Annotated in this window: 14 protein-coding genes; 12 read left to right on the top strand and 2 right to left on the bottom strand. The window is 43.2% G+C overall.

The genetic code is table 11. The annotated features are described in order from the left end of the window. The first annotated feature begins 48 nt into the window (after positions 1-48). The 10 genes from Q0A12_RS07075 (at position 49) to Q0A12_RS07030 (ending at position 11,643) form a co-directional block, all read left to right on the top strand. On the top strand, positions 49-1,152 hold the full coding sequence (locus Q0A12_RS07075; RefSeq protein ID WP_291291959.1) for an alpha-hydroxy-acid oxidizing protein: 1,104 nt from the start codon (positions 49-51) through the stop codon (positions 1,150-1,152). 221 nt (positions 1,153-1,373) lie between these two features. Beyond that, entirely contained in the window at positions 1,374-2,000 is a 627-nt protein-coding gene (locus Q0A12_RS07070; protein ID WP_291291958.1) for a glycosyltransferase, read from the top strand. Between the two features lie 146 nt (positions 2,001-2,146). Further along, complete coding sequence (locus Q0A12_RS07065) at positions 2,147-2,653, top strand: GNAT family N-acetyltransferase (protein ID WP_291291957.1); 507 nt, start codon at positions 2,147-2,149, stop codon at positions 2,651-2,653. Between the two features lie 188 nt (positions 2,654-2,841). Next, positions 2,842-3,681 carry a DUF368 domain-containing protein gene (locus Q0A12_RS07060; protein WP_291291956.1) on the top strand — a complete coding sequence of 280 codons (840 nt, stop codon included), beginning with the start codon at positions 2,842-2,844 and terminating at the stop codon, positions 3,679-3,681. A gap of 929 nt (positions 3,682-4,610) precedes the next feature. Beyond that, the gene (locus Q0A12_RS07055) at positions 4,611-5,435 is read left to right on the top strand and encodes an alkaline phosphatase family protein (RefSeq protein ID WP_291291955.1); all 825 of its coding nucleotides are present in this window, start codon (positions 4,611-4,613) and stop codon (positions 5,433-5,435) included. Between the two features lie 363 nt (positions 5,436-5,798). Further along, on the top strand, positions 5,799-7,571 hold the full coding sequence (locus Q0A12_RS07050) for an oleate hydratase (RefSeq protein ID WP_291291954.1): 1,773 nt from the start codon (positions 5,799-5,801) through the stop codon (positions 7,569-7,571). A 347-nt stretch (positions 7,572-7,918) separates the two neighbouring features. Next, the gene (locus Q0A12_RS07045) at positions 7,919-9,403 is read left to right on the top strand and encodes an amidase (protein WP_291291953.1); all 1,485 of its coding nucleotides are present in this window, start codon (positions 7,919-7,921) and stop codon (positions 9,401-9,403) included. Next, positions 9,400-10,242 (top strand): transporter substrate-binding domain-containing protein, encoded by an 843-nt coding sequence (locus Q0A12_RS07040; protein ID WP_291291952.1) that lies wholly within the window; start codon positions 9,400-9,402, stop codon positions 10,240-10,242. Before Q0A12_RS07045 ends, Q0A12_RS07040 begins: the two co-directional genes overlap by 4 nt. Beyond that, positions 10,242-10,913, top strand: a complete 672-nt coding sequence (locus tag Q0A12_RS07035) for an amino acid ABC transporter permease (RefSeq protein WP_291291951.1) — start codon at positions 10,242-10,244, stop codon at positions 10,911-10,913. The genes Q0A12_RS07040 and Q0A12_RS07035 overlap by 1 nt, the downstream gene beginning before the upstream one ends. A gap of 88 nt (positions 10,914-11,001) precedes the next feature. Next, on the top strand, positions 11,002-11,643 hold the full coding sequence (locus Q0A12_RS07030) for a GyrI-like domain-containing protein (protein ID WP_291291950.1): 642 nt from the start codon (positions 11,002-11,004) through the stop codon (positions 11,641-11,643). 75 nt (positions 11,644-11,718) lie between these two features. On the opposite strand, the gene Q0A12_RS07025 is transcribed toward Q0A12_RS07030, so the two are convergent. After that, positions 11,719-12,897 (bottom strand): AI-2E family transporter, encoded by a 1,179-nt coding sequence (locus Q0A12_RS07025; RefSeq protein WP_291291949.1) that lies wholly within the window; start codon positions 12,895-12,897, stop codon positions 11,719-11,721. A gap of 158 nt (positions 12,898-13,055) precedes the next feature. On the opposite strand from Q0A12_RS07025, the gene Q0A12_RS07020 reads away from it, so the two are divergent. Together Q0A12_RS07020 and Q0A12_RS07015 are read left to right on the top strand one after the other, a co-directional pair. Further along, positions 13,056-13,259: a hypothetical protein gene (locus Q0A12_RS07020; protein WP_291291948.1), complete on the top strand. Its 204-nt coding sequence runs from the start codon at positions 13,056-13,058 to the stop codon at positions 13,257-13,259. Between the two features lie 17 nt (positions 13,260-13,276). Then, positions 13,277-13,489 (top strand): DUF2922 domain-containing protein, encoded by a 213-nt coding sequence (locus tag Q0A12_RS07015; RefSeq protein ID WP_291291947.1) that lies wholly within the window; start codon positions 13,277-13,279, stop codon positions 13,487-13,489. Between the two features lie 69 nt (positions 13,490-13,558). On the opposite strand, the gene Q0A12_RS07010 is transcribed toward Q0A12_RS07015, so the two are convergent. Further along, positions 13,559-13,924, bottom strand: a complete 366-nt coding sequence (locus tag Q0A12_RS07010) for a PaaI family thioesterase (RefSeq protein ID WP_291291946.1) — start codon at positions 13,922-13,924, stop codon at positions 13,559-13,561. Positions 13,925-14,027 lie beyond the last annotated feature (103 nt).

Below are 14,027 nucleotides of genomic sequence, written 5' to 3'. Positions count from 1 at the left end.
CGTACCATAATATTGTAAACGTTATCTTATTGGAGAGCAGGGATAGGCATGGAAAAAATTTATCAAGCAAGTACAGCAGAAGGCGCAGTTGATTTTATCAATATGCGAGATTTAGAAGAAGCGGCAAAAGAAGTGATTCCAAAAGGGGGTTACGGTTATATTGCCAGTGGCGCGGGGGATACATTTACTTATCGAGAAAATGAACGCGCATTCAACCATAAGTTGATCATTCCTCATGTCCTCAAAGACATTGAATTACCTGACACTAGGACGACTTTTTTCGGGGATACATTGAATGCCCCAATCATCATGGCTCCTGTAGCCGCTCATGGCTTAGCCAATGTCAGTGGCGAGAAAGCATCGGCAAAAGGCGTGGCACGGTTTGGCACGATCTATATAGCGAGTTCTTATGCGTCTTGCACATTGGAAGAAATTCGAGCAGCTGGTGGAGAACAAGCACCTCAATGGTTCCAATTTTATATGAGTAAAGACAATGGAATCAATCGGGATATTTTGGCGATGGCAAAACGCAACGGAGCCAAAGCCATTGTTTTGACGGCGGATGCAACAGTTGGCGGCAATCGTGAAACGGATCGCCGGAACGGCTTTACTTTTCCGTTAGCTATGCCAATCGTACAAGCATATCAGTCAGGAATCGGTCAAACAATGGATGCTGTTTACGGCTCCTCCAAGCAAAAACTAAGCCCTCAAGATGTGGCATTCATTGCCAAAGAATCTGAATTACCGGTGTATGTCAAAGGTGTTCAGTCAGAAGAAGATGTGGCACGAGCGTTAGATGCCGGAGCCAAAGGCATCTGGGTCTCCAATCATGGCGGGCGTCAATTAGATGGTGGACCTGCTGCGTTTGATTCCTTACAGATCGTGGCAGAGGCTGTTGCTGGCAGGGTTCCTATCGTCTTTGACAGTGGTGTGCGCCGTGGACAGCATGTCTTTAAAGCAATCGCTTCTGGTGCTGATCTGGTGGCAATTGGCCGCCCAGTGATTTATGGATTGGCTTTAGGTGGTGCAACTGGCGTTCAACAAGTATTCGATTTCTTCAAAAAAGAATTAGAAATGGTGATGCAGCTAGCAGGAACCCAAACGGTTGCAGATATTCGCCAAGCAAAACTACGGGACAATCATTTTATGTAAAAAACTTGACTAAAAAATCCGAACCCTGCTGCCTACAACTAGAAGTGTAAAAGGTAGCAGGGACCGCGGATTTTTTTGTTTGGCACTTGTCTTTCCTCTAGGGAAGGCTGGCGGTGAGATAGGCGGATTACTTTTTTTTCATTCATAGAATGTATATGATTTTGAAAAGTGAAGCGAACCCTGTACACTTAAATTAACGTCATAAAAAAGGAGCGGGTAAAATGATTCCAAAAATCATTCATTATTGTTGGTTCGGAGGCAATGAATTAGGGGAAAGCGAAGAGAAGTATATCGAAACTTGGCGTAAATTTTGCCCTGACTATGAAATCAAACGCTGGGATGAATCAACGATCGATCTTTCAAAATTTGGTTCATACTTGCAAGAAGCCTATGAGCAGGAAGAATGGGCCTTTGTTTCAGATGTTGTTCGCCTGTATGCGTTAGTGACAGAGGGTGGTATTTATATGGACACCGATGTCGAAGTAGTGAAACCGTTAGATGACCTATTAAATTATGAGGCATTTATGGGATTTGAAATTGAAACAAAAATTTCCACTGGCATCATTGGTGCTGTGCCTCACCATCCGTTCATGGAGGAATGGTATCATGACTATGATGATCGTGAATTTGTGCGTGCAGAAAAAACGGAAGACGTGGTGACCAATGTGATTCGAGTCACCGAATTGCTTCAGGAATATGGTCTACAGCTGAACAATCAACGTCAAACGGTGAAAGGCGTGGAAATTTTTCCACAAATGACTTTCTCACCAAAAAGCTATATCACTGGCGAAGTTGAGGAGGATCCTTCTACAATGGTGATCCATCAATTTTCCGGCTCGTGGTTATAAGCCGATCTTTTCAGAACAAATCCTTCGTTATGCAGGGGCCTAGTGACCGTTGACTAGGTGCTGCTGACGAAGGATTTTTTGTTGTCTTTGGCTATGAATTATGCCACAATAGAACGAAACGAAAAGTAGCGAAGGAAGTGTTTATCATGGAAATAATCCAATGTACACCGGTTGATCTTGCGACATTGAGAGCCATTAGTATTGAAACCTACCAGGACACATTTGCGCCTTTTAATACGGAAGCAAACATGCGGGCTTATTTAGATGCTGCCTATCAACCAGAAAAATTAGCAAAAGAACTGAACAATCCTCAGTCTGCTTTTTTCTTTTTAAATGAAGAGGCTGTTGCAGGGTATCTCAAACTTAATTGGGGGACCGCTCAAACAGAAACAATTGCCCCAGAGGGTCTTGAAATCGAGCGTATCTATATTCGCAGTGAGTACAAACGCCGTGGTTATGGGCAGCAATTACTGACCTATGCAGAGGAAGTTGCTAGATCAAAGCAAAAGACGTCCCTGTGGTTAGGGGTTTGGGAACACAATGAGAATGCCTTGGCTTTTTATCATAAGATGGGCTTTCAGCGAGTAGGCAGTCACTCTTTCTTTATGGGAGACGATGAGCAGACGGATTATTTGATGGAAAAACCGCTGTGAAAAACCGCTGATCCTTTTGATCTTGAAAGATATGAGAACCATGGGTTCTGGCGGAAGAGCTTGGTCCAGAAGCCAAGAAAAAAGACCGTCTAAGATGGAAATCTCTTTTCAATTTTCACCCCTTCCAGTATAGTAATAAATGATGCAATGAAAAATAGCTTTTACTGTGAAAGATTAAGGAGACAAGGATGGAACAAAAAACAGAAAGTATATTATCACGTTTTTTAAAAGGAGTCGTTATCGCGTTAGGATTTATCCTGCCAGGGGTATCTGGAGGGGTTCTCGCCGCTATTCTGGGTATTTATGAGCGTATGTTGCGCTTCATGGCCCATTTAACGAAAAACTTTAAAGAGAATCTGCTCTTTTTCTTACCGGTAGGAATCGGTGGGATCGTGGGGATCGGCCTTCTATCAAAACCGTTAGAATGGTTGCTCCAAAATTATCAAATCATCGTCTTATGGGGATTTGCCGGCGCAATCATTGGTACATTGCCTGCATTGGCAAAAGAATCAACCCTTAAAAGCAAACGGACCACGGGGGATATCCTTTGGTTCTTTGGTACGATGATCATCGGCTTTTTATTTTTGTACTTCATGGGAGACATTTTAGGAACGATCCCAGCAAACTTCTTAGGGTTTGTTGTAGCAGGTGGATTGATTGCGCTAGGTGTATTGGTACCTGGTTTAAGTCCTTCCAATTTACTGCTGGTTTTAGGTCTCTATGATCCTATGCTCAAAGGCTTCAAAAGCTTCGATATTTTAGGTGTTTTCTTGCCGATTGCAATTGGCGGATTACTGGTGATGCTGCTGTTCTCAAAATTGATGGAATGGCTCTTGGAACACTTTCATTCAAAAGTCTATCATTTTATTTTAGGGATCGTGACGGCATCAACGGTGCTGATCGTGTTGCCGCCAGTTGCCGATTATAGTGGATTTACTTGGCTGACAGCAGTCATCGGTGTGATTCTGTTTGCTTTAGGGTACTGGCTAGGGGCTTGGATGAGTCAATTAGAGGAAAAATACAAATAATTTCTGCGGGACAAAAAAACAATCGGTCAAATGATCGATTGTTTTTTTATGGAATAGAAACCGAGGCAACCTTTGTCTGGATAGCGACGTTCACGCTGACTATCCTCACTCCCCCTTGGAAGATAATCAGGAAACGTCGCCGGAAAAAGGGGGCAGGATCGAGCGGGCCAACTTACATCTGTTCGCTAAGCGCCCAAATTTAAAAAAGGATATATAAAAAGAGGTATCGGACGATCCTGCCCAATACCTTTGTCATAGCGAAATAAGCAGACCAAGCGTGCTGATTTACCTAAAAAGAGGTAGAAATCACCCCAAAAATTGGGTACAATAAACACGTTGATGTACTGCATTGACTATGGCAAACTTGATGGTCAGTTACAGCTGACAAATCAAGGCCCTATTCCTTAGTTGCCGCTAAGGGATGGGGTGCCTTTTTTTGGTTTCTATTCGCTTTTATTTTATAGAAAGCACGGGTATAAATCAAGGGAACGTTTCCAAATTTAATGAAAAAAAGTAAGTATTTCATTATATAATCAATAAAAGATAACAAAAATACCTAATTTTCGTCAATAATGTTGAAAACAGGCAAGTCAACTATCTTTGCTGGAAGGACAATCGCTAGGAAGATCCATGCGTTCAAAAGTGAATATTTTTTTGAGACAAGGCATCGGAAGGATGCTTTTTTTGATACTTTTCTTACTCGCCTAGCATTAAGGACTGGGGAAAAATTTACCAACTTAACAGGAAATTTTCAGAACGCTTACTAGATGTTAACGACCACTTGATAGGATGGAGATAATGAATTAGTGAGGTGAGAGCATGAACCACGAACAATTAGAGTTGCCAATCAGAAAAATGGCGATTGGTGCGGTAGAGATTAGTCAAACGAAGTCGAGGGTGGAAGAGGAAAGAAGCAGTGGAGGGGGAGTATGCCAGCTAAAACACAGATGACTGAGAAGCTGCTTTTGCTGGTTTTGGATGGCTGTCGCTACGATATAGCGATGGAACAAATGGGTGTTTTGAACCATTATGTGGATTACAAGCAAGCCCAATTGATCAAAGTTCTTGCGGAGATGCCTAGCAGTTCACGGGCATTGGATGAAGTGCTGGCTACGGGAGTCCCCAGTTACCGAAATGGTATTTTGGCTAACGCAGATATCCGACTTTCTAAAGAACGCTCGCTTTTTGATCTGGTTAAAACCGCAGGTGGCATAACGGCAGCCGCTGCCCATTATTGGCAAAGCGAATTATTTAATCAAGCCCCGTATGAAATGAAAAGAGACCGCATCCAGCATGATCCGCAAAAGGGGATTCAGCATGGGATCTTTTACAATGACAATCAGTATCCGGATTCTCATGTGTTTGCTGATGGTCATTTTTTATTGCGTACCTACCAGCCGCATTTGTTGCTGATTCAAGCAAGGAATATCGCTGAAACAGGGCATCGGTACACATCTAATTCAAAAGAATATCGGCAGTCAGTTAGCCAAGCCGATCAATTGATCGGTGTCTATCTGCAGGATTGGTTAGCTGCAGGTTATCAGGTGCTGGTGACTGCCAGCCATGGGATGGATGAATATGGCTTGCATGGTGGGAGTACCGCAGCCCAACGGGAAGTACCGCTGTACATTTTTTCAGATATTTTTCCGCCAGACTGTGGAATCGAAAAGATGAATCAACTGGAAGTAGCGCCATTGATTTGCAGTTTGTTGAAAATCGATACATCGGAACGCATGCAGATTGGCCGTAGCTGACTGATGAAAAACAAAGCGGCATTTTGCGCGTTCCACGAGTCCATCTACCGCTCTTTGATTTTCACTTGGCGGCACTAACCCAAAACGATCCATCACTAGTGTGACAAGAGAAAAAAACGAGCTTACGGAAGTTGAAGTTGCGGCAAGACACGCAAGAAGCTGGATTCGTTGAATCGTTACTCTGCTGCCCTGTTGCAAGAATTTTTAAAGCCTTTCCATGTGAGACGAGAGGTGCGGAGGGGGCAGATTTTTTGGACAAACAAGATGATTTGTCCAAAACGGCAAAAAATGGCGGTTGTTATTTTTGTCACAAATAGAAGATACTGCTACCATGGATTCGTACCAATATTAGGAGGGGATCATATGAGATATACAAACGGAAATTATGAAGCTTTTGCAAGAAGCAGAAAACCGAAAGATGTCGAAAAGAAACAGGCCTATATTGTTGGTGGCGGATTAGCTGGATTAGCAGCAGCAGTCTTTTTGATTCGTGACGGACACATGGAAGGAAAGAAAATCCATGTGCTAGAGGAATTGTCTCTTTCAGGCGGCTCACTCGACGGCAAATTTATTCCTCATGATGGCTTTGTTACTCGAGGCGGCCGTGAAATGGAAAATCATTTTGAATGTTTATGGGATTTATTCCGTTCGATTCCATCATTGGAAGTGGAAGATGCCTCCGTCTTAGATGAATTTTATTGGTTGGATCATGACGATCCAAACTCATCCAATTGCCGGATCATTCATGATCGTGGCCAACGAGCAGCAGATGATGGAGAATTTACTTTATCAGCAGCAGCCCAAAAAGAGTTGGTCCAACTATTTATGACTTCAGAAGATCAGCTGGTTGGCAAACGGATCGAGGATGTTTTCGGAGATGAATTTTTTGAATCTAACTTTTGGCTGTATTGGTGTACGATGTTTGCTTTTGAAAAATGGCATTCTGCCATCGAAATGCGAAGATATGTTTTAAGATTCATTCACCATATCGATGGATTGCCTGATTTCACAGCATTGAAATTTACTCGTTACAATCAATATGAATCGTTAGTGAAACCATTATTGGCTTATTTGGATGCACAAGGTGTTGATTTCCAATACGAAACCAAAGTCATGAATATTGACGTGAAGATGACCGAGGGAGAGAAAATCGCGCAAAGTATGACACTGATGAAAAATGGCAAGGCGCAAGAAATTACTTTATCCCCCGATGATTTGGTCTTTGTGACCAATGGTTCGATTACGGAAAGCTCAACAGAAGGGGATCACCATACACCAGCACCTATTACCCATGAGTTGGGCGGCAGTTGGAATCTTTGGAAAAACTTGGCAGCACAATCCCCTGAGTTTGGTCGTCCCGAAGTTTTCTATGACAATTTACCTGCAGAAAGCTGGTTTGTATCGGCGACAGTCACATGGCAAAACTTTGATATCGAACCTTACATTTCTCGTTTGACCAAACGAAAATTACGGACAGGAAGAGTAGTGACCGGTGGGATCGTCACTATCAAAGATTCCAATTGGATGATGAGTTTTGCGACCCATCGTCAACCTCATTTCAAAGAGCAAGGCGATCAGCAAACAGTTACTTGGGTTTATGGACTATTGTCTAATACGCCAGGGAATTATATCAAAAAACCGATCGAACACTGTTCCGGACAAGAAATCGTTCAAGAATTGTTGTATCATTTAGGGGTTCCAGAAGATGAAATTCAACGAATCTCCAGCGAATCTTGTTCAGCGATTCCTGTCTATATGCCTTTCATCACCTCTTACTTTATGTTGCGAGAACCTGGGGATCGTCCACTCGTGATACCAAATGGCTCCCGTAACCTTGCTTTCATTGGCAACTTTGCTGAAACGCAACGGGATACTGTCTTTACGACTGAATATTCTGTGCGCACGGCGATGGAAGCTGTCTATCAATTATTAGACATCGAACGAGGGGTCCCAGAAGTCTTTGCTTCTGCCTATGATCTACGGACTTTGGCAAATGCGATTTACTATCTATCCGACAAAAAGAAACTGACGGAGATGGAATTGCCATTTATTGAACGTAAATTGGTGGAAGGATTTGTGAAGAAGACAAAAGATACCTATATCGGTGAGATTCTTGAAGAAAATCATTTAATTTAACACATCAGCATCCTGTGGCATCTGTCAGTATTGAATGATCCAAGTAGGAAAAGGGGAGAAAGTTACCTTTTTCTGCTTGCGAGCAGACTGTTCTCTGACGGATGTCACAGTTTTTTTGCGCTTTTTTGTCTGCTGTGACAGCGCTGAATTCGTATGAGGTAAAACCAGTAAGCTAGAAAATAGGAATCGCTCCCATAAAAAGAACGCCAGTGAATAATACAGTCTGTTATTCTGTTGTATTTGTGTTGAGTTTTACTTCCCTTTTTGATATATTAGTTGTTAATTAAAAAGCTTTTTTTAGATTTGGTACAGATTTTATAATTGTTATGATGAAAGGTGGGAGATTTATGCAGGATGCAACCTATTGGGCAGAGCAGTTAGCGCTGGGAAAAATCAGTTTTTCAGAATTGACCGCGCAGATTGAAGCCAACCTTCAGCAGATTGATCCAACGTTGAATGCACTGGTTTCGTTTGATCGGCAAGCAGCTATCCAGCAATTTGAACAAAATCCGCAAGCAAAAACGGCTTTATTCGGTGGACAACCAATACCACTGAAAATTTTAGGTCAGAGCAAAGCCGGCTGGCCGACTACTTCGGCAGCTGCATTGTTTGCGAATGCAAAAGCAGAAGAGACAAGTTCATTTGTCAATGGGTTGGAACAGTTGGGATTGATTCCCCTCGGGCAGACCAATGCCCCAGAATTTGGTTTCAAAAATGTCACTGATCCAGTATTGTATGGGCCAACTCGCAACCCATGGCAGCCAGCCTATTCGGCAGGGGGATCCAGCGGGGGTGCAGCGGCAGTTGTAGCAGCGGGCTTATTTCCGATGGCTGCGGCCAGTGACGGGGGAGGCTCCATCCGGATTCCAGCTTCTTTCAATGGACTGATTGGTTTAAAACCAACCCGTGGCGCGATGCCAGTAGGTCCTCAAGAATGGCGCAGCTGGCAAGGGGCTTCGATCAATTTTGCATTGACGCTTTCAATGAGAGACACGGAGAGTTTATTTTATGGATTACGGACATCCCAACCAGCCGCGCCGTATCAAGCACCAAGGATCGAATGGAAACACCATGGGCCTAGCCAGAATCGGACATTACGGGTAGCTTACACCACGGATTCGCCAGTGGGCAGCCCCGTTTCGCAGACTGCTGTCTCCGCTGTTAAGAAAGCGGTTGTATTTTTGGAAGATCAGGGACATCAAGTCACCGAAATTCCTTATCCTGTGGATGGGCAAAGGATGATGTCTAGCTATTATCGCATGAATGGCGGCGAGACAGCGGCGATGTTTGTGGAGATCGAGGCACTGCTGAAACGACCAGTGGAGCAAAAAGACATGGAGCTGATGACTTGGGGACTGTATCAATATGGTAAAAAATTAGCAGCTGCAGACTATATCCATGCCTTACAGCATTGGGATCAATTGGCAGTAACGATGGAAACGTTGTTTGCCGATTATGATCTGTTCTTGACTCCTACAACGGCACAAACAGCACCATTGATTGAAGAGGATTTGCAAAGCGATCCGATTCGTCGGGAACTGCAAGCAATCGAAGGACAAACAATGAGTGCTGCCGAGGAATTGATTTATCTGATGTTCGACAAAAGCTTGGCACTGACTCCCTATACCCAACTCGCGAACCTAACAGGACAGCCAGCGATCAGTCTACCAACAGCGATCAGTGAGGAAGGCCTGCCATTGGGGATTCAGTTTATGGCCTCAAAAGGCCGTGAAGACGTGCTTTTCCAAGTGGGGGAGTTATTTGAGCAAGCAGGACAATTTCATTTACCAAAAAAACAATCAAAGATTGATTTCCTAGGAGGAACAAGATGAAGAAAAACAAGAGAAATCGTTGGAAAACTCTCGTCGCATTAGGGGCCTTTGCGTTGTTATTAGGGGCTTGCGGAAAGACTAAGACAGAGGACGATAGTTTAAGTCGTGTCCAAGAAGCAAAAGAATTGACTGTGGCTACTTCAGGCACGTTATTTCCTTCTTCTTATTACAATGATGACAATCAATTAGTCGGCTATGATGTGGATGTTGCCAAAGAAGTAGCCAAACGGATGGGGGTCTCGATCCAGTTCAAAGAATACAATGTGGACGGGCAAGTAGCCTCTTTGACCAAAGGGGAAGCGGACTTTGCCGCCAATGATTTTGGGCTGAGCGGCGACCGTGCCGATAAGTTTCGTCTGTCTGAACCAATCAAATATTCGTTTGATAGCATGATCGTCCGCAAAAGTGATGATTCAGGCATAGCCTCATTAGAAGATTTAGCAGGGAAAAAAGCAGCGGGGGAACCCAATACCAGTTACATGAAGCTGGCTGAAGAATATGGTGCGAAACTGGTGACCTACGATAATGCGACCAATGATCAATATCTAACAGATGTGGCCAACGGACGGACCGATGTGATCCTTAATGATTATTATCTGCAAAAAATGTCGGTGGCAGCCTTGCCAGATATTCCAGTAAAAATCTTGGAGAATGTTTATTTTAATCCTAACGAAACCGGCTTTCTTTTTGCTAAAGACAATCAAGCGCTACATGACGAAGTCAATCGTATTTTAAAAGAGATGAAGACAGACGGTACATTAAAAGAAATCTCCGAAAACTATTTCCAAACAGATGTATCTGTCCCCTCTGACAAAGAGATTCAGAAGGTTGAGAAGTAATGTATATTCCAACACTTGATTTGCCGCTGATGTGGGAATCGCTCCCTTTTTTACTGACAGGGTTATCCTATACGTTAGGGATTGCTGTTGCCTCTTTCCTCATAGGAAATGTGTTGGGGCTATTACTGACTTTTCTGGGAATGCTTGATAATCCATGGCTCAGAGGAATCGTTCGAGGCTATCTCTCCTTTTTGCGAGGGGTACCGGCACTGGTGCTGTTGTTCTTGCTTTATTTCGGGCTTCCGGTTCAGTTACCGGCATTGACTGCGGCAATCATTTGTTTTAGTTTGACCAGCAGTGCTTTTATTGGAGAAATTTATCGAGGGTCGATCGCCGGAGTGGATCGCGGACAATGGGATGCAGCGTATGCTCTAGGATTGAGTTTTTCTAAAACATTGCGGCTGATCATTTTGCCTCAGGCCTTTCGCATCTCGGTCCCTGCATTGAGCAATGTTGCGATGGACCTGTTAAAAGGCACCTCGTTGGCGGCAATGATCACCATCCCGGATATTTTCCAAAAAGCCAAAATCGTTGGCGGCCGGACGTTTGATTATATGTCGATGTACGTGTTAGTGGCGATCATTTACTGGTTGTTGTGTATTGGGATCGAAGCAATTCAGCATCGACTGGAACAACGATTTGCAGCCCGCTTTGAGAGTCGAAAAAACTGATTTTAAAAAGAGCCAACAAAAAATCGCCGGTTGGATTAGTTATGAACCAATCTCTTTGTGGTACACTTTACAAAAAGGAGTTTGGACAATGAAATATGAGTGGCGTAAGCAAGAAAAAGCATTCTATCTTCCCAAAGAACCCCAGTTGATCGAAGTGCCTAATTATCGGTTCCTAACGCTGACTGGGAAAGGTAATCCTAATCGTCCTGAATTTTCCGAGCAAATCAGTGCCCTTTATGCGATGGCCTATGGTTTACGGATGGGCTTGAAAAAAGGCGCCTTTGGGAATGGGCCTTTCGAGTATACGGTATACCCCTTGGAAGGTGTTTGGACATTACCGGAAAAACCACAAGGCCCCATCGCTAAAGAAGAATTGATTTACAAAATCATGATTCGGCAACCGAAACAAGTGACGGCGGATTTATACGCTCACCAGTTGACACAAGTCATGAAGAAAAAAGACAATCGTTTTTTGGAACAGATTCGTTTCGAAGAATATCGAGAAGGCTGGTCTGTGCAAGCTTGTCATATCGGTTCTTTTGACACCGAAACCGAAACGTTTGCGAAAATGAAAAGCTATTGCGAAGCCCATGAGTTATCTATTGTTCCCACGATGGGCCATTATCAGCATCGGGAGATCTATCTGTCAGATTCGCGAAAAACAGCTCCAGAAAAAGCGAAAACGGTCTTGCGCTGGCGTGTAGCCACTCCAAGCAAGGAAGACGCTTAACATAGTCCAACGGTAGAGAACTAAAGAAAAGACAAAATGAAAGAGAGAACGGCTCAAACGCTGTTCTCTCTTTTTTTACTGATCCTCTTTTAAATAATCTTCGCTGGTAAATTCGCTGTGAAAATATTTGCCTTCGTCGCCGTAATAGGTATTGTATCGTTGTTTGAATTTACGGAATCCATAGACCACTAACACCTTTAAGAGACAATAAATCGGTATTCCGAAAACTACGCCGACGATTCCCATCAAATCTCCCATGACCAATAAAACCACGAGAATCGTGATTGGATGGATCTGTAAACGATCCCCCATCACACGAGGCACGACTAGATCCCCATGCAGCAGTTGTACCGCAAACCAAGCAATCAAAAACTTGATCAGCATACCGGTGGAGTCTTGTGCGGCAATGAAGAGTCCTGGAAAAAAGACAATAAATGGCCCGATATAAGGAATGATACATAAAATACCGGCAGCAATCGCCAGAATGCTCGCATATTCTAAACCAATCAGTAAGAAAATCACCCAGTAGATGGCGCCTAAAATAAGCGAAGAAATAATCTGCCCCTTTAAAAATGCCCCAACTTGCAAGTCAGCGATTTTTACGATTGCATTGAAATCTTTACGAAACCGGGGTGGAACGATGGACAGAAGAGAAAAATAAAACTTGTTGGGATTTCTCAGTAAGAAAAACGCGATGATCGGTCCGGTAAACAACGCGATAAACAGTGTGGAGATGGTCGAAAAAATATTGCTGAGACCAGCAGCGCCTGTTTGCCAATAATCGCCAATGAAATCCATGATGTTGTTGGCAATTTTTTGCAGAGTTTCTGTGATCTGATCCACTTGGGCGCCAAAGGGAGTATTCGCCAAGAATGAATCTGCATTTTTCTCAAAATCACCCATTAGATTTGGGAACTGATTGATCAAATCGGTTGTTTGCTTCTGGATGATCGGATAAAGTTGAAAACCAGCCAAAACGATCACTAAAAGAATCAGCAAGTAGATTCCTCCAATGGAAACGATTCGGGGAATTTTTTTCGCTTCTAGTCGATCAACCAATGGATTGAAAAGATAATACAAAATCAAGCCAACTAAGAATGGGGGGATAAGGGTTGAAATAATGACCAGAAAAGGATCAAATAGAAACGAAATTTGTTTCAGCAAAAAAACTGCAATCGCACAGAGGATGATCAATCCTAGTACATAGTAACTTGTTTTTCCGCCTAAAAATTGGATCAAACGATTCTTTTTCATTGCAGAGCCTCACTTTCTTAGTTTCATTATAACGAAAGCCGTTCTTTCTGTAAAAAAAGAGAGAGCCTGAGTAAATTTATTTTTACTTTTGCTTTTCTGATTCGTTTATAGATATGTAAGGGCGCCACTTACAAAACAACTAGAGGAGGAAACAAGCGATGAAGACCAAAACCACTACCCGATTGACGATCAGAATCCAAACACCGGAAGCAGAAAGCCCAGTTAGCCAGACAGTCAATCAAGTCATGAATGCACCAGAGGAAGCCAAAATGATTGCTTTTGGGGAGGCGCTAGCGGGATTTTCTAAGCAGGCATCTTTAGCTAGTGTGGTAGAAACGATCCAGAATGAATACGTAAAATAACGAGAGGAGAAACAGAGATGAAGAAGCTTCATGCACTATTCTTGACTAGTGAGGGCAAAAAACACACATTGCAGCCAAAAGTTTTTGATGAAGAGATAACAGCAGATGAAGCACGAACTGCAATGGAGAACATTACAAAAATCGGTATCTTTGAATCAGATGGTGTTCGTTATTACGAGGAGCTGTCTGGCGCCAAAATCGTAGAGACGATTGAGACGCCATTGTTTTGAAATTAAGTTGAAGAGTTTATCAAGAAATACTCGATAATCAAGAAGAAGTACTGCAACCAGTACTTCTTTTTATTTGCTAACAGCAGTTAATGTACAACGGCCGACAGCCGTTTTCGTACTGTCGGCTTGTCTAATCGTCGCTTGCCAAGTTTGGATCGTTCCACCGATACGATCAGGCAAGGCTTCTACCGTCAACTTTCCTTGTGAGACGGCTTTTAAATGATTGACTTGCAGGTCGATAGCGGCGGCAAATTGGTCTTTCGCCACTGCTTGATTGGCGCCAAGACTGCAAGCTGTTTCGATCAAAACCGCGTTGATGCCACCGTGGAGAATACCGAAAGGCTGTTTGTGCTGATCACTGACAGTCAATGATAGTCGCACACAATCAGCCGTTGTTTCTTCAATCTGGATGCCTAAATAATCGAGTAAGTTCATGGGTCCCCCTGCTTTTCTGAGAATTTGATGACTTGATTATAACAAAGGTTTGACAGAATGCAATTTCTAACGATAATAGACAAGAAATGTGTATAATAAACAA

It is taken from the genome of Enterococcus sp. (genome assembly GCF_022711995.1).
Taxonomy (GTDB): Bacteria; Bacillota; Bacilli; order Lactobacillales; family Enterococcaceae; genus Enterococcus_D.
This window is presented reverse-complemented; position numbering and strand designations above follow the sequence as displayed.

What these genes read in the sequence shown, in the direction of transcription:
- Q0A12_RS07075 (WP_291291959.1), top strand. Translation starts at nt 49, where the DNA reads ATGGAAAAAATTTATCAAGCAAGTACAGCAGAAGGCGCAGTTGATTTT.
- Q0A12_RS07025 (WP_291291949.1), bottom strand. Translation starts at nt 12,897, where the DNA reads ATGAAAAAGAATCGTTTGATCCAATTTTTAGGCGGAAAAACAAGTTAC.
- Q0A12_RS07070 (WP_291291958.1), top strand. Translation starts at nt 1,374, where the DNA reads ATGATTCCAAAAATCATTCATTATTGTTGGTTCGGAGGCAATGAATTA.
- Q0A12_RS07010 (WP_291291946.1), bottom strand. Translation starts at nt 13,924, where the DNA reads ATGAACTTACTCGATTATTTAGGCATCCAGATTGAAGAAACAACGGCT.
- Q0A12_RS07020 (WP_291291948.1), top strand. Translation starts at nt 13,056, where the DNA reads ATGAAGACCAAAACCACTACCCGATTGACGATCAGAATCCAAACACCG.
- Q0A12_RS07060 (WP_291291956.1), top strand. Translation starts at nt 2,842, where the DNA reads ATGGAACAAAAAACAGAAAGTATATTATCACGTTTTTTAAAAGGAGTC.
- Q0A12_RS07040 (WP_291291952.1), top strand. Translation starts at nt 9,400, where the DNA reads ATGAAGAAAAACAAGAGAAATCGTTGGAAAACTCTCGTCGCATTAGGG.
- Q0A12_RS07035 (WP_291291951.1), top strand. Translation starts at nt 10,242, where the DNA reads ATGTATATTCCAACACTTGATTTGCCGCTGATGTGGGAATCGCTCCCT.
- Q0A12_RS07030 (WP_291291950.1), top strand. Translation starts at nt 11,002, where the DNA reads ATGAAATATGAGTGGCGTAAGCAAGAAAAAGCATTCTATCTTCCCAAA.
- Q0A12_RS07055 (WP_291291955.1), top strand. Translation starts at nt 4,611, where the DNA reads ATGCCAGCTAAAACACAGATGACTGAGAAGCTGCTTTTGCTGGTTTTG.
- Q0A12_RS07045 (WP_291291953.1), top strand. Translation starts at nt 7,919, where the DNA reads ATGCAGGATGCAACCTATTGGGCAGAGCAGTTAGCGCTGGGAAAAATC.
- Q0A12_RS07015 (WP_291291947.1), top strand. Translation starts at nt 13,277, where the DNA reads ATGAAGAAGCTTCATGCACTATTCTTGACTAGTGAGGGCAAAAAACAC.
- Q0A12_RS07050 (WP_291291954.1), top strand. Translation starts at nt 5,799, where the DNA reads ATGAGATATACAAACGGAAATTATGAAGCTTTTGCAAGAAGCAGAAAA.
- Q0A12_RS07065 (WP_291291957.1), top strand. Translation starts at nt 2,147, where the DNA reads ATGGAAATAATCCAATGTACACCGGTTGATCTTGCGACATTGAGAGCC.